The following is a 19,714-nucleotide window of genomic DNA, read 5'->3' as shown; positions in this document are numbered from 1 at the left end:
CTTTCTCCTAGATGCCCATGTCGAAAGCGCGGGTGCGCTCGCGGGTGATGGTTGCGGTGAGTTCATTGGCGATGCTGCGTTCGGGCTTCGGATCGATGCCGAGTTCCCGGGTTTTGCCGCGCAGCAGGCCTTCGACCTGCGGATCGCGTTCAAGCCCCTTCGCCAGCTCGGTCAGCTTTACCGACACGCGGGCAGCCCCTGCTCGATCGCCTTGCTGCTCAAGCTGCTTTCGCGCCGCGCTCAGCCCCTGCCAGTCGCTGACAAAGCGCTCGGATCGCAGCGCCGGATCGGTGCGGACGGCGGCTTCGTGCTGCATGGAGCGCATGGCCTGCTGGCTGCGCCCGCCAGCGGCCTCTGCGATCAACTCAGGACGCCGCTCCAGCGCCTTGGCGAGATCGGTGGCGGCATGGGGCCGGATCGCGTCGAGCGCCTTCCCTGCCTTCTCCAGCGCGTCCTTCTGGTGCGGAAGAACGGGCAAGCCCTGGGTCTGCAGTCTCCCGATATCGCCGAGCGCGCGGGCATAGCGTTCGACCGCGCGGCGCTTGTCGTTCTGCGTGTTTGTGTGCGCCGGGATTGGCTCAAGCTGGCGGGCCTGCGGACGGAAGTTTCCGAAGATCGACTTGGCGCGTTCCGGCACCTGCCGAACCATCTCAATGACCCGCTCGCGGAAGCTGATGCCGCGCAGTTCAGCGAAAGCCTGTTCGGGCTTGTAGTCGCCCGCCATGTCCTTCTCGCGCTCGCGGCTTAGCGTGCGGACGATTTTTGACTGGTCGGCAAAGTCATCGCGCCCATAGTGCAGCGCCAGCCCGTCGCGATGGCGTGACATGGCGACATAGGCGGAATGGCTGTCCATGCCCGGAGTGGCGAGCACATGCGTGCGGTCCACGGTGATGCCCTGCGCTTTGTGGATCGTGGCAGCATAGCCGTGATCGATGTGGGCATAGTCCTTGGTGTCGAAGGCGACTTCGCGGCCATCGTCGGTGCGCACCGCCATGCTTTGCGCGCTGGCCATAGCGACCGTGCCCAGTGTTCCGTTCTTGACCCCAAGGCCGCGCTCGTTGCGCAGGAAGATGATACGGTCGCCCGATGCAAACTGCCGCTCACCGCGCGCCGCCTTGATCGTGGCATCCGTCCCCAGTGTGCCAGCCGCGCGCATCTTCTCGCGCGCCATCTGGTTCAGCTCGCGCACCTCGTAATTGGTGTGGGTAAGGATGATCCGGCTGTCGTCGGGGTTGGTCTGCCGCTCCCGATCCCAGCGCTCGATCAGCTCTGTCCGCGCGACCTCGCGCGTGTCGGCGGCATGAACCTTTCCGCGATCTTCATAGGTGCGGATCGCTTCGCCGGTGCGGCCCGTTGCGAGATGCCTGGTCGCATCCTGCTGCCAAGCCGAGAGCTGGCGGCGAACCTCGCTGATCTCGACGCCGCCGTGGCGTTCGTGGATTGCCCGGAATGCCGCGCCTGCCTCGATGGCCTGAAGCTGCTGCTGGTCGCCAATCAGGACAAGTTTTGCACCGACCTTGGCGGCATGGGACAGCACGCGCTCCATCTGGCGCGTGCCGACCATGCCTGCTTCGTCGATGACAAGCACGTCCTTGGTAGTCAGTTGTTCGCGACCCTTGCACCATTGATGCTCAAGGCTGGCGATGGTTCGCGATGCGATGCCGGAGCCGTTTTCCAGCCCCTCGGCGGCGATGCCGGAAAGCGCCGCGCCGCGCACCTTATAGCCTGCACTTTCCCATGCCTCGCGTGCCACGCCCAGCATCGCGCTCTTGCCGGTTCCGGCGTAGCCAACGACAACCGCTAGACCTTTGCTGTTGGTAACATGCTCGAACGCGGATTTCTGCTCGCCGGACAGGACCAGGCCGCGCTTGGCCGCGCTGTTGAATGCGGCGTTCCGCTGCACATCATTGACCGCGTGATTGGTGCGCTGCTTCGTCATGTCTGCGGCGCGATGCAGGCGCTGCTCGGTCTCGATCATTGCGCGCGAAGTGAAGCGTTCCTGCCCGCGTCCATCCTTGCCCAAAGCAATCAGATCGGGCGATGCCCGGACCGCATTGTAGGCCGCGTCAAACTGTTCTTTGCCGTCGCTGTGCCGATGAACAAACGCAGCAAGGTCGCGCTTGGTGAATGTGGCCTGCTGGTGCGTGATCGCATCCAATGCCAGTGCGGGATTGGCGATGATCCGCTCGCCATTGCGCTGGGCAATCGCGCGGTGTTCCTCGATCCGCTCGGCTTCCAGCCCGCGCCCGCCAATGCGCGAGGCTGCGGGACCGATCTTGTCCTGCGGTTCCAGCGCAATGCCCTGCGCTTCCAGGCTGCGGTGATCGATCCGCGCATCGATGTCGCGTTCCGCTAGTGCGCGGTTGACGTGGTTGGCCCAGCGCTCGCGCCATTGCTCGATCAGCGCGGTCTTGTTCCAGTCGCGGACCTTTGCGCCAAAGCCATCCTTGGTGACCTCTCGCATCGTCAACATGACGTGGGCATGTGGCTTCGCCTTGCCGTCTTCGCCGATATCCCAATGGACATTGAGATCTCGTCTTCGCCGATATCCCAATGGACATTGAGATCGGCGATCATGCCCCCAAACGGACCAGCGCCGACGAACTCGGCCTTCACGAACTCGCGCGCCAGCCTGACGTTGTCCTTCTTCGACAGCTCGCGGGGCAGGGCAAACTCGACCTCGCGGGCAAGCTGCGCATCCTTGCGCTTCTCCGCAGCTTCGACCGCGTTCCACAAAGTGGCCCGGTCGGTGAAGGCCTCGGGCGCGCCTTTGGGCAATATCACTTCGGAATGAAAGACGCCTGCCTTGTTGGTGAAATCATGATCGCGGTCGATGCGTTCATCGTGCAGCCGCTCACCAGCACGATAGGCCGCCGCCGCTACGGCACTGCGTCCGCTCGACCGTCCGATTACCTTTGCGCTGAAGTGAAAGATTGCCATGTCGGCAATCCAGTTACACTCCAAACGCCACGTCGGCACGACGTATAAGCGCGCCCTCTCATGATAAAATCCTGATCGGGACTAGGCGGTTTCATACTGTCCCGGCGACCTTACTGCATTGGATTACGACCACGATTATCATCACTCCATCACACCAACGATGGAGACAACACATGCGCAAACCCCGCGATTTTAATTCGGAACTGAAGGCCCTTGCCAACAAGGCAAAGCAGTTGAAGGAACGCCGCGTGCGCGATCTCGGCGCGCTGGTCACGGCAACGGGTGCCGACGCGCTCGATGTCGAAGTCCTGGCTGGTGCGCTGCTCGATGCTGCGGCTAACACTGACAAAGCAACCGGGGAGGGCTGGCGCAAGCGTGGCGCGGCCTTCTTTCAGGGCAAGTCACGAGAAACTGCGAGCGGACCTCGCCGGCAGCCGGAAGGCACTCTTCCGCGCGACGGCGACGCGGCATCGGCTTGAAGCGGCAAAGGCACGAACCGACATGCGTGAATGGCAGGTGAAACGACGCGAACGGACGCGGCAACTAATCGAGCTGGGCGGCCTGGTCGCCAAGGCCGATCTGGTCGAACTAACCGACGATGACCGCGCCGCGCTTTACGGTGCATTCCTCACTGTTGCCGCCAAGCTGCGCGGGCCGGATGGCGCGCAGGCGCTGGTGCTGTTCCGGCGCAAGGGGAAGAGGGCTTTTGAGCAGGTCCAAAATCGCGAATGAACGAGCTAGCAGTTGGGCATATTGCTTAGAGATCAACACCTGCTTCGATTGTGGAGATGCTTGGCTAGCAACGACGCAGCACCTTGTGCATTTGGCATGTCTGCATCAGTAATGACCAACGTCATCAATCCGTTCGAGAGTTCGATTTTTCCATGAACCGCGAGGACAATTTAGCGAAGTCAACGAGCCTGCTCGCTAGGCTGAGCCATGAGATAAAGGTGAAAAATGCAGCGGGCCTGTTCGACATCAATCGGATTGCTGAAGATTTTTTCGTCCCGATACTATCGATCTTGTATGATTGTCCTGAGTTAAAGAACCAGAACGCTGTTTCATATAATTTCCCGGCAGTCGACCTAGGATGTGAAGCCTCAAAGATCTCGATCCAGGTGACTTCCGACGCATCTAGCACGAAGGTGGCAAAGACGCTCAAGCTGTTCGAGGAGCATAAGCTGGATGACCGGTTCAACACGGTTTACGTGCTCGTTCTTACCGAAAAGCAAAGCACTTACAGCTCAAGAAAGTTGAAAGAGCAAATTGCTGAACTTCCCATAGCGTTTAAACCTGACAACCACATAATTGACTATCGGGACCTTGCTGCACGATTAGGAGCGCTGGACAGCGAGAAGATTAAGTCAGTTGCCGAAATCCTGACCAACGAATTTGCGAAACAGGACGCCAGCCTGGCATTCCGCAAAGAGCTGGAAAACTTCTTGACCGTTGCTCAGGCGAAGATCGAATTTGAAAAGAAATCGAAGAAATATATTCCATCGATTTTCATAGAAACGAGTTCTGCTAAGGAGCAGGTGAGGTTCTTCGCTCATCCGCTCTTTTTCCATAGAAAAATTAGGGAACGAATTTCGCAGCTGAAGCTGACTGAGTTGAACGACCTCCTTCGTCTCGCCAAGCAAAAGCCAATCGATGGATCGCCTGATTTAGCAACTCTTGCCTCTGATCCAGCAAACTTGGATCAACTGGCCGAAGCACTTTCAAGCCAGGCAGAAGCGCTGCAAGCATTGAGATCCAAGATCGCTCCAATGAGCATGGATCGCGGTTCCGCGGAGAGGTATGAACCTACCGAGGATGCTGATGCTTTTAGCCGGATCTGGAGGTATCCGGTAGAGAGCCGCGCATATGGCTTCAATCGTCGGTTGGACGACATTTTGGAGCTCATCAATTTGGGCCGAAAGAAGATACTCCTTCTCACAGGGATGGCAGGTCAGGGAAAAACCAACTTCGTCTGTGACCTAGTCGAAAATATGTTTCGCAAGTTTCAGATTCCTTCGATCTTCATCCCAGCGCGTGAATTGAATGGTTGCCAGGGCCCAGCGCGAATTTTCGAATTCATTGCCAACAATCGGTACGCTCCGGATGTTCAGAATTTGCATGGGCTTCTCAAGCTGTTCGATGAGGTTGCTAGAGAGAACGGAATGCCGTTCATCATTGTGGTTGACGGCATAAATGAAGTCTCTGACTTCACGGGGTTTTCTCAGCAAATCAATGATTTTTTGAGCGCTGTCGCACAGTATGATCACATCAAAGCGATCATCACATGTCGAAGCGAGTTTTTCGATCAACGGTATGCGTCGATCCTTCAACAAGACTTCTCAGATCAGGTATTCCATGTGAAGAATCTCCGATCTGAGATGTCAGAAAGGCACAAGGATCGCCTAATTGATGCGTATTTCGACTACTTCAAAATCGACCTGACCCTAGGCCAGGAAGCGTCGGACTTCTTACGCAATGACCTGCTTCTGCTGCGTATTTTTTGTGAAATCGAGGAAGGTGCAACAGAGCGTTTCGTCCCGACGATCTACAAGGGAGACGTCTTCGAACGCTTCTTGCTTCGAAAGGTCGGAGAATTTGAAGATCACTTGAGGGCGCAGGTCGTCCCGGTCCTTCATAAAGTTGTATCAGAAATGCTGCGGTTGGAGAGCTTCAGCAGCTTAAACACGTCCGCTTTCCAGCCGCCCGAGGCGTCAATAATTGAAAGGCTGATCTCCGACGATATTATTCTTCGCAGCGAGCTGCCTGAACCCTCACTTGCAACTGCTGGTCAGCAGAACATTTCGTTCACCTATGACGAGCTGCGCGATTTCATCTTGGCCCACCATATCGTGATCAATTTGGCGGACCAAGATATCAAGGAAGTTGAATCGATATTAGCCAAGTTGGCAGACCTGCAGGTTCGAGAGGGGGTTTTTCGCTACACCTACATACTTGCCCGGAAGCACGATAAGGTAGACCTTGTCCATCTCTGCGAGGCGCAGCCTGACTTTACTCAGCATTTCGCGAACAACATCGAGTTGATAAGTCCGGAGATGCAGAATGACGCAGACAAAGACAGAGTTAAAGATATTCTGAGCGCCCAAAAGAACGCCCACGACGTACGAATTATTGCGGCATTCCTGTTCCATAGGAGAATTCCGACCGAAATTCTAAACATCAACATTCTCGTCAATCATATCAACGCTCTGGACGACGACGGTTGTCGCGCCTTTTTCGCGATCATTTTCGCCGACGGACATTGGCACTCGCAAAATGACTGGCGACGGAGGATAGGCAGGATCGTGTCGAGCTACCTCGAACGAGCAGAGGAGCACTTCCCGCCAAAGGACATGGGCTTGCTAACGTTCATGGCTCAAATCTCTGGTTATGCTGATTGGGAGTTCTTGGAACCGAACCGCAACAGATTTGCGTCGCTGGTGGCCAAAACCGATTTTCATACTCAGCGCGATTATCTCGCAAATGCTCGTTCAGCCGTGATCGTCGATAACGCAGCAGAAATTTGGAGCGTTGCGGCATGAGCAGCTGGGAGAAAATCGAGCTCGTACTGGCAACATCGTGGCAGCCGAATAGGCGCGATTTTTTGAGCAAGTTGATGATTGAGCCTGGCAGCGTTGGCGCCCAATTTTTTGAGGGTGCTTTCAACTGCCTTTTCTCAGACGCAATCAACGCGAAGCGTGAGTTTGAGCAGTACTATTCGGTCGAATACGGGACCCTAGAACACTACCTGGATGGCCGTTACGGGATCGTCTTGGATGAAGAAGAGCTAGAGAAGGAAAACATCTTCCTTTGCACGTGGCTATCCGGCGCACTCGATAAAAATTACGATGATAACCAGTTTGAAAATGTAATGCAGTGTATCCGAGATTTGGAGGGCGCGAATGAAAATCAAGGTTGATTTTGTCTCGAATAGCTCGTCGACGTCCTTCGTCTATATTTCCGAAGGTGACATCGAGAAGGAGGATTTTTTTAAAGCGATGGGAGTAAGCCCCGACGGCCCTGTCTCTGGGCTGTTTAGCCAAATGTTTTATGAGCTATCTTCTAGAATTCGAGAAGGCACGCTCCTCAGTTCGACTGCCGAAATTGATGGCCTTGATGAGCGTCATGAATTTACCGCAGATACCATCGCAAGAATGAAAGAAGCTGTGGCCAATGGTCAAAAAGTGATCGTCTCTCAGCTGAGTAGTGAAAATAATCTTCCAGAGATGATGATGTGCACATCGATATTCGAGATCGAGTCAGATAAATTTCATATCAACGCATACTCGAATTACTGGTGAGATGGCATGCTGAAGGCAAACCGCTATAGAAGCTTGGGTTATACGTCTTTTTTCGACCCAGACTCGGGGTTCTTCGCGCGAGTACCAGACGAAGGAAAACCTGAGCCATTTTGGTCGCCGCATGGCCCGGAACTCATGGATATATCGATTACCAACTGGTGCGACATGGGCTGCACCTTTTGTTACAAATCGTCGACCAGGCGCGGCAGGCACATGTCGATCTCTGACTATAAGTCCGTCATTGACCAAGCGGCTGAGATGGGCACATTTCAAGTAGCGCTTGGCGGGGGCAATCCGAACCAACATCCCGATTTCTTAGAGATTTTGGAGTATACACGGTCGAAAGGCATAGTTCCGAATTACACGACCAATGGGCGTGGTTTGACCCAAGAGATCCTAAAAGTAACGGCATCAACCTGCGGCGCAGTCGCAGTGTCTGTTTATGAGCCTTTTGATGAGGCTGCGGACGCCATCCAACTCCTGACAGCTGCAGGAAGCAAAACGAATGTGCATTTCATTTTGGATGCGTTTAGTATCGACACCGCAATTGAATGGCTCAAGGCTCCTCCGGAGTTTCTCGCACCGGTAAACGCTCTAATATTCCTGAATTACAAACCTTCAGGGAGAAAAATTTTTGAGGAGCGGATGTTGAGGAATAGCGCGAGGTTGGACGAATTCTTCTCCCTCGCGACAGCCCCTGTTGCTAAGCTGAAGGTCGGTTTCGACGCCTGTTGTGTCAGCGGGCTTTTTGCGAGGACAGACGCCAGCAATGCACTTGTCGATGCTTGCGATGCAGGGCGGTTTTCACTTTACGTTTCGGAAGACATGCGCGTCTACCCCTGCTCCTTTCAGGCAGCTTTAGCTGATGGCGATCTCTTAGACCGAACCACTAGCCTTCATGACATTTGGATGAACTCCGATAACGTTCGGTCTTTCAGAAGTTACTTTGCATCCGATCGATGTGGCGGCTGCTCGCATCGAAGCACCTGCATGAATGGTTGCCCGATTTTTGATGACCTCGTGGTCTGTGGCAATCGCTAGCCGACCTTTGCTCTCAAACTCTAACATACCTCGGCAGCTCGCCTAGATCGTCAAACTGATCTCTCATATGCGCGCGGCGAACAATTATTCTGCCTCGGGAATAGCCATGTGCATTGCTGCGATATCGTAGGATGCTTGGCCAACTGGGCGGCGACGGCCATTCGCTTGTGAGATGAAAGAGGATTCGATTCGACTTTGCTACTTCTTCAGCCCCTTCGACGGCATACTTCGAATGTGTTTCGGTCTCGCCATCGTGTTTGGCCGTCGTGAAACGACTCCAGCGCGTCGGCCGATAGGGTTTTGTCGCCTTAAATTCGGCAGTAATATCTTGTGCTTCGCTTATGCGCGCGAAATAGATTGCGTCTGCCGCTCTCATGTATTGATGCTCGTTGAATGCTAGCACATCGTTCTCGCGCTTGAGATCGACTGCATTTTGACCGGTCAGTGGAATTGCATAAACAGCCGGGTCATAGGCGAGCACAAGCATGCGCGGGCTCAGTGGCAGTAAAAGCAAGAGGCCTGCAGCGTTTAGACCAAAACTCCTGTTTGCCTTGCGTTGGATGAGCCAGCGATTAGTCATCACCGCTGGATCGTCTGACGTCACGAAGTCTCTGCGTGAACGGTTCCGGACGACAACAATCTTAAGGTCATCTATCGTGCCTGCCTGGAGTTGATCATTGAATGCAAGCATCAATTCTCGCAATGCACTTTCCGGTGTTGGATTCTGTGTAGCGTCCCAACCCTTCCCGTGCGCTTCCTCAGCCATTCGAAAGAAGTCTGACATCTCCGACATCCGCGACAGCACTCTCGCTACCTGTTCGGCGGTTCGCATTGATTGTAGTAAAGTGAAGTAGCGCAGTATCCATCGATCTTGCTCGTCGAGCTTCGAGTTTGTTTCGGCGATCCTAGCAACAAGGCCCCCGTAGGCTCCCTCCATGCGGCTGAGCAGCTTCTCGAGCCGACCATCCTCGCCATAAAAGTAGGACCTGGCGCATTGCCCAGTGATCGGTGCATTTATTACCGTTTTCTCCCTTCGGTGCAGAAGAATATTGATCGCTTTACCATCGCCTTGGAAGGAAAACGGCTTAAAATGGACGCGTGGAACATAATGTTGGTTTTTGTGATCAGGCATTGCATTTCATTGTAGCGACGGAGCGCATTAGCTAGTTTTATGGTCTATGATCGCTTCCCTTCAACCGGACACCGTTTGCGGCAAAATCGATAGCCGGAGCAGGTAATCTGGCATGAATTTGACAGATTTGGCTAATTAGAAAAATTCTTTCACTGACATTGGCTGTTGAGGGTTTGTCCGCCAAAGTCTCTAAACGTCCATAGATGTTTCAAGTCCCGCAAATCGCTGGCGATTGAGTTGAGTTCTCGCTCTTCCGGCCTCTTGCATCGCATTGAAAAGTTCTCATTATGTTCCGTAGAGGGGCTGTCAATGTCAATGTGAGAACGCCCAATGTCCAATACTGAACGCATCATCCGCTTGAAGACCGTGCTCGACCGCACCGGCCTTTCCCGCTCCACCATCTATCGCAAGATCGCTGAGGGCACATTCCCTTCGCAGGTGAAGATCAGCGTGCATGGCGCTGGCTGGCATGAGTCTGCCATCAATCGCTGGATCGCCGATCCCGTACACTATCGTGAAGAGGAACCGGCTGAATGAGCAACCAGCGACCAGTCGAGCCGATCTGTGTCAGGGTCAATGACGCTGCACGCATGATCGGTGTCGGGCGCACAAAGCTGTACGAGTTGATCTCTAATGGCGAACTCGAAACGATCAAGATCGGTAAGGCAACGCGGGTCACGACGGCCAGTCTGCATAAGCTAGTGGAGCGGCATCGGGCATTGAACTGACCACGTCGCTAACTCGCAAATGGACAGTGTCAGAACGTGCCATTATGCTGCTCATAGTCGCCTCGCGAACCGCGCATTTGTTCAGCTTTTTGAGCAAAACGCTGAACCGAACCACCGTTAAATGAACGAAAATGTGGGGGAGAGTGTGGGGGAAGGCCTGCATTTGTTCTAAGAACAGGATTGATATCAAAGCGTTATTTTTGCGGTTCGATTCAAGCCCTGCCACCAGCCGAGCTACCCTTGGTTTCATCCATGGCGCTGGCTGCTGTCCACTGCGATCCAACGCGGGTGACTTGTAGCGCGCAGCTTAACTTCTTAGAGATCGGTTATGGCCGGAGATTTACGTGACAACAGGGGCCGCGGCGACGCTGAATGGCGATGGCCCGCGATCCATCCGGAAGGCCGCAAATTCGGCCTGATAGGCGTCGGCATCGCGCTGATCGTGCTGCTGCTGTTCGATTGGGAAATTATCGGCTGGCCGCTTCTGGCGCTTGCCGGCGGTGTATTTGCCTTTTTCCGCGATCCTGAACGCGTCGTGCCGCAGGATGACGATATGATCGTCGCCCCGGCGGACGGGCTGGTGACATTGATCAGCCAGGTGCCGCCGCCGCTGGAACTCCAGGGGCCTGATGGCGATGGCGCGCCGGGACTGGGCAGCGATCCGGTCACGCGGATTTCCATCTTCATGTCCGTGTTCGACGTGCATATCAATCGCGCGCCGGTGGGCGGTACGGTCAAGCGGATCGTCTATATTCCAGGCCGCTTCATGAATGCGGATCTCGACAAGGCGAGCGAGGAGAACGAACGGCAGCACATATTGATCGAGCGGCCCGACGGCCGGCCGATCGGCTGCACCCAGATTGCCGGTCTCGTCGCGCGGCGCATCGTTTCATTCGTGAAGCAGGGCGATATCGTGGCCGCTGGCCAGCGTATCGGCCTGATTCGTTTCGGGAGCCGCGTGGATGTCTATCTGCCGCAGGGAACCGATGCGAAAGTGCTTCTCGGCCAGAAAATTATCGCCGGGGAAACGGTACTGGCCGAACTCGGCAAGCTGAAATTGATCGAAGGGGTGAGCCAGTGAGCTTCGGGCCGGACGACGACCCCGATCGCCCGGCCGATCCCGGCCCGTCCTGGCTTGGGCCAAAGGCGGGCGAGGGCGAACATCCGGCCGCAAGGCGATTGGGCAGGGGGCTGGCGCTCAGGGCGGTCGTTCCCAATGCCATTACCGCTGCTGCGCTGTGCGCAGGCCTGACGGGCATTCGTTTTGCCATTAACGGTGATTGGGAGAAGGCGGTTTTCGCCATTCTTCTGGCTGGCATGCTGGACGGGATCGACGGGCGAATTGCCCGCCTGCTGAAGGCTCAGTCGCGCTTTGGCGCCGAATTGGACAGTTTGGCCGATTCGTTGAGCTTCGGTGTCGCTCCGGCCCTGGTGCTGTTCCTCTGGTCGCTGGAGGATCTGCCGCGCTTCGGCTGGTTCGCCTCCCTGGCATTTGCGATTTGCTGTGTGTTGAGGCTGGCGCGCTTCAATGCGCAGATTGATGTGGATGATCAGCCGCATAAATCCGCCGGCTTCCTTACCGGCGTGCCCGCGCCTGTGGGTGCGGGGCTGGCGTTTCTGCCACTCTATCTCTGGATTGCGAGCGGCGAAGACCTGTTCCGCGAACCTGTTCTGGTCGCCATCTGGGTTGCGGGCATCGCTTTCCTGATGATTTCCAATCTCGCGACGTTGAGCTGGACCTCGATTCGGCCGCGGAGCACGATCCGATTGGAAGCGATTGCTCTGGCAGGCCTCGTCTTTGCCGCTCTCCTCACCGATCCCTGGTGGACCCTTGCGGGGCTGTGCACGGTTTACCTGATCCTGATGCCCTATGGTTTCTTCAGCTATTCACGGATCAGGCAGCAGCGTGCAAAATCGGCGAAAGCTTCCGGTTCTGCGAGCCAGGGCGCGCCGGGCGAATGAACGAAGCGGGCCGCGTGCATTGCATGGCGGCCTGTTCGCATTCCTGCATTTCATTCAGTTCCACCAGAATTGCACGGGCGCCAGCCACGCCCTGAACCACGCTGCGCCATGTCACGGTGATCGCAGCGACCGCGGCGAGGCCGAACAGAAGCGAAATGGCAATGGCGAGCATGGTTGCGGTCCTTTCTGAGGTCCGGCCTGTTGAAGGCTTGTGGACCACTTGTGGAAAACTCTGAATCTGGTAAATGTTCCAGCAGATTCATCCGATATGGAACATATGTTCTCTTTCTGTTCCGACTGTCAAGCGATATTCGCGACGATGCGCGCGCCGATTGCGGCAAGATGAGGGTGGATTTCCCGGCGTAAAGCCGTTAAAGGCGCCGCCGTTGTACGGGATTCTCTTCGTCAAAGCTGAGTTTCCCAGACGGCAAATTCACATGGAAGGCATTTTACCCGGTGCCGCCCGCGGGATCTCCGCGAGGCTGTTCCCCGCTTTCCAGAGGCATAACCGGAAAGGAATTTTCTATGGCGGCTCCTACCGTCACCATGCAGCAATTGATCGAGGCCGGCGCTCATTTCGGCCACCAGACCCACCGCTGGAACCCGCGGATGAAGCCGTATATCTTCGGCGCCCGCAACGGTGTTCATATCATCGACCTGTCGCAGACCGTGCCCCTGATGGCGCGCGCGCTGGATTTCGTTTCCGCAACGGCCCGTGCCGGTGGCAAGGTGCTGTTCGTCGGCACTAAGCGCCAGGCGCAGGAACCGATCGCCGAAGCAGCCCGCAAGAGCGGCCAGCACTTCGTCAACCATCGCTGGCTGGGCGGTATGCTCACCAACTGGAAGACGATTTCGCACTCGATCAAGCGCCTGAAGAGCCTTGAAGAGCAGCTGGCAGGTGACACTTCCGGTCTGACCAAGAAGGAAGTTCTTCAGCTGACCCGTGAAAAGGACAAGCTGGAACTTTCGCTCGGCGGTATTCGCGACATGGGCGGCATTCCGGACGTGATGATCGTGATCGATGCCAACAAGGAAGAGTTGGCGATCAAGGAAGCCAATGTTCTGGGCATTCCCGTGGTTGCCGTGCTCGATACCAATGTCGATCCGAACGGCATCGCTTTCCCGATCCCGGGCAATGACGATGCCAGCCGCGCCGTTCGCCTCTATTGTGATGCGATTGCTGCTGCCGCCACGAAGGGCAACCAGGAAGGCATGGTCGATTCGGGCGCCGATATCGGTGCCATGGATACGCCGCCGGAAGAAGTTGCTGCCGTAGAGGGCTGAGCTGCCCGAGCCTGAAGTTTTGTCGATGCGCCACCTGCGCGTCATATTCAGGACCTAGTGCGCCGGGCATTGCCATTTATGTGGCGCCCGGTGCCTGAAATTACACAAGAGGATCAGTAAGATGGCTGCTTACACCATCGCCGATGTGAAAAAGCTGCGCGAAAAGACCGGCGCAGGCATGATGGACGCGAAGAAAGCGCTTGAAGAAGCTGCCGGCGACATCGAAGCCGCGGTCGACGCGCTGCGTGCCAAGGGCCTTGCCACGGCGCAGAAGAAGTCCAGCCGCACCGCCGCCGAAGGCCTGGTGGGCGTGGCCGTGGAAGGCACCAAGGGTGTCGCGGTCGAGGTGAACTCCGAAACCGACTTCGTTGCCAAGAATGACCAGTTCCAGGACTTCGTGCGGAAATCGACCGAAGTTGCCCTGACGCTCGATGCCGATGATGTCGAAGCGCTGAAGGCGGCTGCCTATCCGGGCGGCGGCACCGTGGCTGACAAGCTGACGGACAATGTCGCAACCATCGGTGAGAACCAGCAGATCCGCCGCATGAAGAGCGTTTCTGTCTCCAGCGGCGTGGTCGTGCCCTACATGCACAACGCCCAGGCGCCGAATCTCGGCAAGATCGGCGTACTCGTTGCGCTTGAGAGCGAAGTTTCGGCCGATGTCCTCGAGCCGCTGGGCAAGCAGCTGGCCATGCACATCGCCGCGGCATTCCCGCAGGCGCTGGATGCTGACGGCCTCGACGCAGAAGTGATCGAGCGTGAACGCGCGATTGCCCGGGAAAAGGCAGCTGAAAGCGGCAAGCCGGAAAACGTGCAGGAAAAGATGGTCGAAGGCGCGGTGAAGAAATTCGCCAAGGAAAACGCGCTGCTCAGCCAGATTTTCGTGATGGATAACAAGACGCCGATCGCTGACGTCGTTGCCCAGGCGGGCAAGGAAGCCGGCAAGCCGATCGTGCTGAAGGATTATGTCCGCTTCCAGCTCGGTGAAGGCATCGAGAAGGAAGAAAGCGACTTCGCAGCAGAGGTCGCCGCAGCCGTCGCCGGCTGATCATATTCCGATATTGAAGGGACCCCGTGCGGCAACAATGCCGTGCGGGGTTTTTTCTGCCTGTCGTCTCGGCTACTTGGCAGTGAAGTCGCGCCGACTATAAGAACGGCGATCCCGAGCCCTTGAGAGGTCCTCCTTTTCCATGACAATGCCGCAAGCCAAACGCATCCTGCTCAAACTTTCGGGCGAGGTGCTGATGGGTGACCAGCAATTCGGTATCGATCCGGCATTTGTGGCCGAGCTGGCGCGGGAAGTGAAACGGGCCAAGGATTCGGGTCTGGAGATCTGCCTTGTCATTGGTGGCGGGAACATATTTCGCGGCATGGCGGGCGCCGCTGCGGGCATGGATCGCGCCCAGGCCGATTACATGGGTATGCTGGCAACCGTGATGAACGCGCTGGCCATGCAGAATGCCCTTGAACAACTTGGCGTGCATACGCGCGTGCAATCAGCCGTGCAGATGGACCAGGTTTGCGAACCCGTGATTCGTCGCCGGGCCGAAAGGCATCTGGAAAAGGGCAGGGTGGTAATTTTCGCTGCCGGCGTTGGCAGCCCTTATTTCACTACCGATAGCGGTGCGGCCTTGCGCGCTGCGGAAATGAAATGCGACGCTTTGCTGAAAGGCACGAGCGTGGATGGCGTGTATAGTGCGGATCCGAAAAAGGATCCCGATGCCAAGCGTTTTGACACTGTCAGCTATGACACCGTGCTGGCGGAGAATCTCAAGGTGATGGACGCCTCCGCCGTTGCGCTGTGCCGCGATAACGAGATCCCGATCGTGGTATTTTCGATCCGCGAAAAGGGTAATCTCGCACGCGTCTTGGCGGGCGAAGGCGTGCAGACGATAGTACGGAAGGAAGCCTGACAATGGCCAAATATGACAAGTCCGATATCGAACGGCGCATGCAGGGCGCTGTCGAAAGCCTGAAAAGCGATCTTGCGGGCCTGCGTACGGGCCGGGCCAATGTGGCATTGCTCGATCCCGTGGTGGTCGAGGTCTATGGATCGATGATGCCGCTCAGCCAGGTGGCCACGGTCAACGCGCCGGAGCCGCGCATGTTGAGCGTGCAGGTGTGGGACAAGGCGAATGTGACGGCAGTGGAAAAGGGCATCGCCCATGCCGGGCTGGGCCTGAACCCGATGATCGACGGTCAGACCCTGCGCCTGCCCATTCCGGACCTGACCGAAGATCGGCGCAAGGAACTGGCCAAGCTGGCCGGGCAATATGCGGAAAAGGCGAAAATCGCGATCCGCAATGTCCGCCGCGATGGCATGGAAATGCTGAAGGAAGACGAGAAAAAGAAGGAAATTTCCGAAGACGATCGCAAGCGTCTGGAGGAAGAGGTCCAGAAGATGACCGACAAATATGTTGCGGAAACCGATGCGGCCGCCGCGCATAAGGAAAAAGAGATTCTCCAGCGGTGAATGCAGGGCCCACCTCTCCAATCGCCGCGCGCGAGGCCGAGGGGCTCGGGCAGTTCGACGCGCCTGCTGCAAAGGGCGCGTCGGGCGGCGGTTATGGTGCCCGCCATGTTGCCGTCATCATGGATGGCAATGGCCGCTGGGCCAAAAGGCGGCACCTGCCACGTGCGATGGGCCACCGGAAGGGTGTGGAAGCCGTGCGGGCGCTGGTCCGCGGGCTGGAACCGCTCGGTATCGACTGCCTGACGCTTTACGCCTTTTCGAGCGAGAACTGGAAGCGGCCGGAAGACGAGATTTCAGACCTGATGGGCCTGATGCGCCGGTTCATAAAAAGCGACCTGCCGGAATTCATCGCCAATGACGTTCGCCTGCGAATCATCGGCGATTACAAGGCTTTGGACGCTGACATTGTCGAAATGCTCGACGATGCGCTGGCTCGTACTGCCAAGGGGCGCCGAACCCTGGCCGTTGCTCTCAATTACGGTTCGCAGCAGGAAATCGCGCGTGCAGCAGCCAAGGCCGCAGCCCAGGGCGAAGTGACGGTGGAGAGCATCGCTGCCCATCTCGATACGGCAGACCTTCCGCCGCTGGACCTGCTGGTCCGCACCAGCGGAGAAGTTCGACTATCCAATTTCCTGCTGTGGCAGGCTGCCTATGCCGAAATGTGGTTCACCGATGTGTTGTGGCCCGACTTCACACTCGCGCATCTGGAAGAAGCGCTGGAAAGTTTTGCCGGGCGGGAGCGGCGTTTTGGCGGACGCTGAAGCCCGGAATGAACGCAGGGGTGAACGGATGAAGCGCCATGTCACCGTTCCCCTGTCAGTGCGGGCATCCGACTTGCCGAAACGATTGGCATCGGCCGTCGTCATGCTTGCCGTGGCCGGGGCTGCGTTCGCCGCCGGGGGTGTCTGGCTGCAGGCCTTTCTTGCACTTGTGGCGCTGGCCGCGATTGTCGAATTCGTCCTGCTGATCCTGAAGGCGACGGACAACACGCCTTTCCGCATTGCGGGGATATTGGCGGCCGCGATCTATGTGATCGTCGCTGTCGCATCGCTGGCAGTCATGCCGCCTGTCCTTCTGGTGGTCGCAATCGTGACCGTAATTGCCACCGATACCGGGGCCTATTTCACCGGGCGGGCGATTGGCGGACCGAAAATTGCGCCACGGATCAGTCCTTCCAAGACCTGGGCTGGGCTTTTCGGGGGTATGACGGCTGCCGCCATCTGGTTGGCGGCTTCGGTCTGGTTCGTCGGCTCGGCCGCCAATGCGCTGGCCACCAGTTCCGATGCGGGGGTCGATCCGGGCGCGCTGTTGATTGCAGCAGCGATCGGTGCCGGGCTCGCCATCGCGGCGCAGGCGGGCGATTTTCTTGAAAGCTGGCTCAAGCGGAAGGCGGGAGTGAAAGACAGTTCGCGCCTGATTCCGGGCCATGGCGGCGTGCTGGATCGTGTGGACGGGATAATGCCCGTCGCCATTCTGGTGGGTCTTGGTGGAAGCGTGGTGGGCTGGTGACGCGTTCGATTTCCATATTGGGCGCCACGGGCTCCATCGGCGCCTCTACGCTCGATCTCATCCGCCGCAATCGTGATGAATGGCGCGTGCTGGCGCTGACCGCCAATGGCAAGGCGCGCGAGCTGGCTGAACTGGCCCGCGAATTCGACGCAGAAGTTGCCGTCGTTTCCGACGAAAGCGCTCTTCCTGCGCTGCGGGAAGGATTGGCCGGAACGAGGATAGAGGCAGCGGGAGGACGGCAGGCCTTGTGCGAAGCCGCTTCACGCGGTGCGGATATCACCGTTGCGGCGATTGTCGGCTGTGCGGGGTTGGGGCCCACGATGGCCGCGATAGAGCAGGGCGGCGTTGTTGCCTTGGCCAACAAGGAAGCGCTAGTGTCCGCCGGCGGCGTCATGACAGCGGCGGTCCGCAAACACGGCGCGACCCTGTTGCCCGTGGATTCCGAACATAATGCGATCTTCCAGTGCCTGCAGGGCAATGAACTGGCAGATGTACGCAGCATAACGCTGACTGCGAGTGGCGGGCCGCTGAGGCTGTGGAGTGCGCAGGAACTGGCCCGCGCTACGCCCGAACAGGCTGTCGCCCATCCGAACTGGGACATGGGCGCAAAGATCAGCGTCGATTCCGCCACGATGATGAACAAGGGGCTGGAATTCATCGAGGCGCATCATCTGTTTCCGGTCGGGCTCGACAAGCTGCGGATCATTGTGCACCCGCAAAGCGTGATTCATTCCATGGTGGAATATCGCGATGGATCGACCCTTGCCCAATTGGGCCCGTCCGACATGCGCGTGCCGATTGCATCATGCCTTGCATGGCCGCGCCGGATGGATACGCCCTGCGCCCCGCTGAACCTTGCGGCATTGGGCGAACTAACCTTTTTCGAACCTGACGAAACCCGCTTCCCCGCCACGAAACTGGCGCGCGAAGCGGTGCAAACCGGCGGTTCCGCCCCGGCCGTGCTCAATGCCGCGAACGAAGTGGCGGTCGCCGCTTTTCTTTCCGGTCAGATCGCGTTCACGCAAATTTCGGCAATAGTGGCGCAAACATTGAATCTTGATCGGCCGGCCGCGCCCCAGTGCCTCGACGATGTTCTCGCCGTCGATGCGGAAGCGCGCGCGCTGGCCGCCGAAATGCTGGAGCCTGCCTGACTTGTTTGACGCCGTACCCTGGTGGATGTGGATCCTCGGCTTCCTGCTGATGCTGGGGCCGCTCGTTACACTGCATGAACTGGGCCATTACCTCGTCGGCCGCATGTTCGGCGTGAAGGCCAATGTCTTTTCGGTCGGCTTCGGCAAGGAACTGGCTGGCGTGACTGACCGGCGCGGTACGCGCTGGAAGATCTCGGCCCTGCCGTTCGGCGGTTACGTCCAGTTCGCAGGCGACATGAATCCGGCCAGCCAGCCGAGCGAGGAATGGCTGGCCCTGCCCGAGGAAGAGCGGAACCAGACATTCCAGTCCAAGAGCCTGTGGCAGAAGGCGCTGATCGTGGCGGCCGGGCCGGTCACCAATTTCCTGATCGCCATCGCCATCCTCGCCAGTTTCAACGTGATCTACGGCCGGATGGAAATTCCGCCGGTGGTTGAAGTGCTGGCGGAAGAGGGGGCAGCGGCTCAGGCCGGGCTGGAAATCGGCGACCGCATCGTGACTGTCAGCGGCAACGAGATCGAGAGCTTCGATGAATTGCGTGGCCTGATCGCGCCCTATCCGGGCGAGCAATTGTCATTGCAGGTGGAGCGGGATGGCCAATTGCTGGATTTCGAATTCCTGATCCCGACCAAGGTTGAACGGGATCGATTCGGCAATGAATTCCGCATCGGGCAGATTGGCGTGCGGTCGGTCAACGGTGAAGTCGTGCCCGTGGGAGTGGGTGAAGCGGTCGTTCTGGCAGTGCGCCAGACGGGCGACATGGTCCAATTGATGGTGACGGGGATCTGGCAGATCATCACCGGGCGCAGGCCAGTGGATGAACTGGGCGGGCCGATTAAAATGGCGAAGTTTTCCGCTGAACAATTGAGCCTGGGATGGCCGGAATTCATCTATTTCGTCGCCATGATCTCAATTAACTTGGCATTCATTAACCTCCTGCCAATTCCGGCCCTCGACGGCGGGCACCTGGCTTTTTACGCGGCCGAAGCGGTTCGCCGTAGGCCGGCCAGTGCCCGCAGTCAGGAATGGGCGTTCAGAACCGGCATTGCATTCGTGCTCGCGCTGATGCTGTTCGTAACCATCAACGATATCGCCTCTTTGCCGATCTTCGGTGGCTAGGTGCATGGACAGCGCTTCGCCCGTGCGGAGCGGGGATAAGGAAGGCACTCGCGGACCAATTCCGGCAAGTCAGCTTGATCGT

At 57.6% G+C, this 19,714-nt stretch carries 21 protein-coding genes; 18 read left to right on the top strand and 3 right to left on the bottom strand.

Going from position 1 to position 19,714, the window contains the following annotated elements; all coding sequences use genetic code 11:
• Positions 1-7: 7 nt before the first annotated feature.
• A complete protein-coding gene (gene traA, locus WYH_RS04195; protein WP_425304763.1) occupies positions 8-2,473 on the bottom strand; it encodes a Ti-type conjugative transfer relaxase TraA in 2,466 nt (821 codons plus the stop codon).
• Positions 2,467-2,940, bottom strand: coding sequence for a MobA/MobL family protein (locus WYH_RS17375; protein WP_425304762.1), 474 nt, complete (start codon positions 2,938-2,940; stop codon positions 2,467-2,469). The genes traA and WYH_RS17375 overlap by 7 nt, the downstream gene beginning before the upstream one ends.
• Before the next feature lie 173 nt (positions 2,941-3,113).
• Between WYH_RS17375 and WYH_RS04190 the strand changes: the two genes are divergently transcribed.
• The 6 genes from WYH_RS04190 (at position 3,114) to WYH_RS04165 (ending at position 8,276) form a co-directional block, all read left to right on the top strand.
• Entirely contained in the window at positions 3,114-3,419 is a 306-nt protein-coding gene (locus WYH_RS04190; RefSeq protein WP_046902841.1) for a conjugal transfer protein TraD, read from the top strand.
• Between the two features lie 22 nt (positions 3,420-3,441).
• On the top strand, positions 3,442-3,672 hold the full coding sequence (locus tag WYH_RS04185) for a conjugal transfer protein TraD (protein ID WP_046902840.1): 231 nt from the start codon (positions 3,442-3,444) through the stop codon (positions 3,670-3,672).
• A 152-nt stretch (positions 3,673-3,824) separates the two neighbouring features.
• Positions 3,825-6,476 carry an SMEK domain-containing protein gene (locus WYH_RS04180; RefSeq protein WP_046902839.1) on the top strand — a complete coding sequence of 884 codons (2,652 nt, stop codon included), beginning with the start codon at positions 3,825-3,827 and terminating at the stop codon, positions 6,474-6,476.
• Positions 6,473-6,853, top strand: coding sequence for a hypothetical protein (locus tag WYH_RS04175; protein WP_046902838.1), 381 nt, complete (start codon positions 6,473-6,475; stop codon positions 6,851-6,853). Before WYH_RS04180 ends, WYH_RS04175 begins: the two co-directional genes overlap by 4 nt.
• Positions 6,837-7,235, top strand: a complete 399-nt coding sequence (locus WYH_RS04170) for a hypothetical protein (protein ID WP_046902837.1) — start codon at positions 6,837-6,839, stop codon at positions 7,233-7,235. The genes WYH_RS04175 and WYH_RS04170 overlap by 17 nt, the downstream gene beginning before the upstream one ends.
• Before the next feature lie 6 nt (positions 7,236-7,241).
• A complete protein-coding gene (locus WYH_RS04165) occupies positions 7,242-8,276 on the top strand; it encodes a radical SAM/SPASM domain-containing protein (protein ID WP_046902836.1) in 1,035 nt (344 codons plus the stop codon).
• A 13-nt stretch (positions 8,277-8,289) separates the two neighbouring features.
• Here the strand turns inward: WYH_RS04165 and WYH_RS04160 are convergent, their stop codons facing one another.
• Positions 8,290-9,408, bottom strand: coding sequence for a DUF4238 domain-containing protein (locus WYH_RS04160; protein WP_046902835.1), 1,119 nt, complete (start codon positions 9,406-9,408; stop codon positions 8,290-8,292).
• Between the two features lie 330 nt (positions 9,409-9,738).
• On the opposite strand from WYH_RS04160, the gene WYH_RS04155 reads away from it, so the two are divergent.
• The 12 genes from WYH_RS04155 to rseP all read left to right on the top strand — a co-directional run bounded on the left by WYH_RS04155 (position 9,739) and on the right by rseP (position 19,632).
• On the top strand, positions 9,739-9,945 hold the full coding sequence (locus WYH_RS04155) for a helix-turn-helix transcriptional regulator (RefSeq protein ID WP_046902834.1): 207 nt from the start codon (positions 9,739-9,741) through the stop codon (positions 9,943-9,945).
• Positions 9,942-10,136: a helix-turn-helix domain-containing protein gene (locus WYH_RS04150; protein WP_046902833.1), complete on the top strand. Its 195-nt coding sequence runs from the start codon at positions 9,942-9,944 to the stop codon at positions 10,134-10,136. Before WYH_RS04155 ends, WYH_RS04150 begins: the two co-directional genes overlap by 4 nt.
• Positions 10,137-10,464: 328 nt before the next feature.
• Positions 10,465-11,217 (top strand): phosphatidylserine decarboxylase, encoded by a 753-nt coding sequence (locus WYH_RS04145; RefSeq protein WP_046902832.1) that lies wholly within the window; start codon positions 10,465-10,467, stop codon positions 11,215-11,217.
• Entirely contained in the window at positions 11,214-12,098 is an 885-nt protein-coding gene (locus tag WYH_RS04140) for a CDP-alcohol phosphatidyltransferase family protein (RefSeq protein WP_082347808.1), read from the top strand. The genes WYH_RS04145 and WYH_RS04140 overlap by 4 nt, the downstream gene beginning before the upstream one ends.
• A gap of 525 nt (positions 12,099-12,623) precedes the next feature.
• Positions 12,624-13,382: a 30S ribosomal protein S2 gene (rpsB, locus tag WYH_RS04130; protein WP_046902830.1), complete on the top strand. Its 759-nt coding sequence runs from the start codon at positions 12,624-12,626 to the stop codon at positions 13,380-13,382.
• 121 nt (positions 13,383-13,503) lie between these two features.
• Positions 13,504-14,430, top strand: a complete 927-nt coding sequence (tsf, locus tag WYH_RS04125; protein WP_046902829.1) for a translation elongation factor Ts — start codon at positions 13,504-13,506, stop codon at positions 14,428-14,430.
• Positions 14,431-14,572: 142 nt separating this feature from the next.
• Positions 14,573-15,295 carry a UMP kinase gene (gene pyrH, locus WYH_RS04120; RefSeq protein ID WP_046902828.1) on the top strand — a complete coding sequence of 241 codons (723 nt, stop codon included), beginning with the start codon at positions 14,573-14,575 and terminating at the stop codon, positions 15,293-15,295.
• A gap of 2 nt (positions 15,296-15,297) precedes the next feature.
• On the top strand, positions 15,298-15,855 hold the full coding sequence (gene frr / locus WYH_RS04115; RefSeq protein WP_046902827.1) for a ribosome recycling factor: 558 nt from the start codon (positions 15,298-15,300) through the stop codon (positions 15,853-15,855).
• Positions 15,856-15,974: 119 nt separating this feature from the next.
• Positions 15,975-16,616, top strand: a complete 642-nt coding sequence (uppS, locus tag WYH_RS04110; protein ID WP_046904793.1) for a polyprenyl diphosphate synthase — start codon at positions 15,975-15,977, stop codon at positions 16,614-16,616.
• Positions 16,603-17,364, top strand: coding sequence for a phosphatidate cytidylyltransferase (locus tag WYH_RS04105; protein ID WP_235979932.1), 762 nt, complete (start codon positions 16,603-16,605; stop codon positions 17,362-17,364). The genes uppS and WYH_RS04105 overlap by 14 nt, the downstream gene beginning before the upstream one ends.
• Complete coding sequence (locus WYH_RS04100; RefSeq protein WP_046902826.1) at positions 17,361-18,515, top strand: 1-deoxy-D-xylulose-5-phosphate reductoisomerase; 1,155 nt, start codon at positions 17,361-17,363, stop codon at positions 18,513-18,515. Before WYH_RS04105 ends, WYH_RS04100 begins: the two co-directional genes overlap by 4 nt.
• 1 nt (position 18,516) lies before the next feature.
• Positions 18,517-19,632 (top strand): RIP metalloprotease RseP, encoded by a 1,116-nt coding sequence (gene rseP / locus WYH_RS04095; protein ID WP_342341746.1) that lies wholly within the window; start codon positions 18,517-18,519, stop codon positions 19,630-19,632.
• The last annotated feature ends 82 nt before the right edge of the window (positions 19,633-19,714 follow it).

Origin of the sequence: Croceibacterium atlanticum (genome assembly GCF_001008165.2) — a bacterium.
Taxonomy (GTDB): domain Bacteria; phylum Pseudomonadota; class Alphaproteobacteria; order Sphingomonadales; family Sphingomonadaceae; genus Croceibacterium_C; species Croceibacterium_C atlanticum.
Note: the sequence above shows the minus strand (reverse complement) of the source record. Positions and strands in the feature narration are given on the sequence as shown.

Coding starts and splice junctions, on each gene's coding strand:
- traA (WP_425304763.1), bottom strand. CDS start 2,473: ATGTTGACGATGCGAGAGGTCACCAAGGATGGCTTTGGCGCAAAGGTC.
- WYH_RS17375 (WP_425304762.1), bottom strand. CDS start 2,940: ATGGCAATCTTTCACTTCAGCGCAAAGGTAATCGGACGGTCGAGCGGA.
- WYH_RS04190 (WP_046902841.1), top strand. CDS start 3,114: ATGCGCAAACCCCGCGATTTTAATTCGGAACTGAAGGCCCTTGCCAAC.
- WYH_RS04185 (WP_046902840.1), top strand. CDS start 3,442: ATGCGTGAATGGCAGGTGAAACGACGCGAACGGACGCGGCAACTAATC.
- WYH_RS04180 (WP_046902839.1), top strand. CDS start 3,825: ATGAACCGCGAGGACAATTTAGCGAAGTCAACGAGCCTGCTCGCTAGG.
- WYH_RS04175 (WP_046902838.1), top strand. CDS start 6,473: ATGAGCAGCTGGGAGAAAATCGAGCTCGTACTGGCAACATCGTGGCAG.
- WYH_RS04170 (WP_046902837.1), top strand. CDS start 6,837: ATGAAAATCAAGGTTGATTTTGTCTCGAATAGCTCGTCGACGTCCTTC.
- WYH_RS04165 (WP_046902836.1), top strand. CDS start 7,242: ATGCTGAAGGCAAACCGCTATAGAAGCTTGGGTTATACGTCTTTTTTC.
- WYH_RS04160 (WP_046902835.1), bottom strand. CDS start 9,408: ATGCCTGATCACAAAAACCAACATTATGTTCCACGCGTCCATTTTAAG.
- WYH_RS04155 (WP_046902834.1), top strand. CDS start 9,739: ATGTCCAATACTGAACGCATCATCCGCTTGAAGACCGTGCTCGACCGC.
- WYH_RS04150 (WP_046902833.1), top strand. CDS start 9,942: ATGAGCAACCAGCGACCAGTCGAGCCGATCTGTGTCAGGGTCAATGAC.
- WYH_RS04145 (WP_046902832.1), top strand. CDS start 10,465: ATGGCCGGAGATTTACGTGACAACAGGGGCCGCGGCGACGCTGAATGG.
- rpsB (WP_046902830.1), top strand. CDS start 12,624: ATGGCGGCTCCTACCGTCACCATGCAGCAATTGATCGAGGCCGGCGCT.
- tsf (WP_046902829.1), top strand. CDS start 13,504: ATGGCTGCTTACACCATCGCCGATGTGAAAAAGCTGCGCGAAAAGACC.
- pyrH (WP_046902828.1), top strand. CDS start 14,573: ATGACAATGCCGCAAGCCAAACGCATCCTGCTCAAACTTTCGGGCGAG.
- frr (WP_046902827.1), top strand. CDS start 15,298: ATGGCCAAATATGACAAGTCCGATATCGAACGGCGCATGCAGGGCGCT.
- uppS (WP_046904793.1), top strand. CDS start 15,975: ATGGATGGCAATGGCCGCTGGGCCAAAAGGCGGCACCTGCCACGTGCG.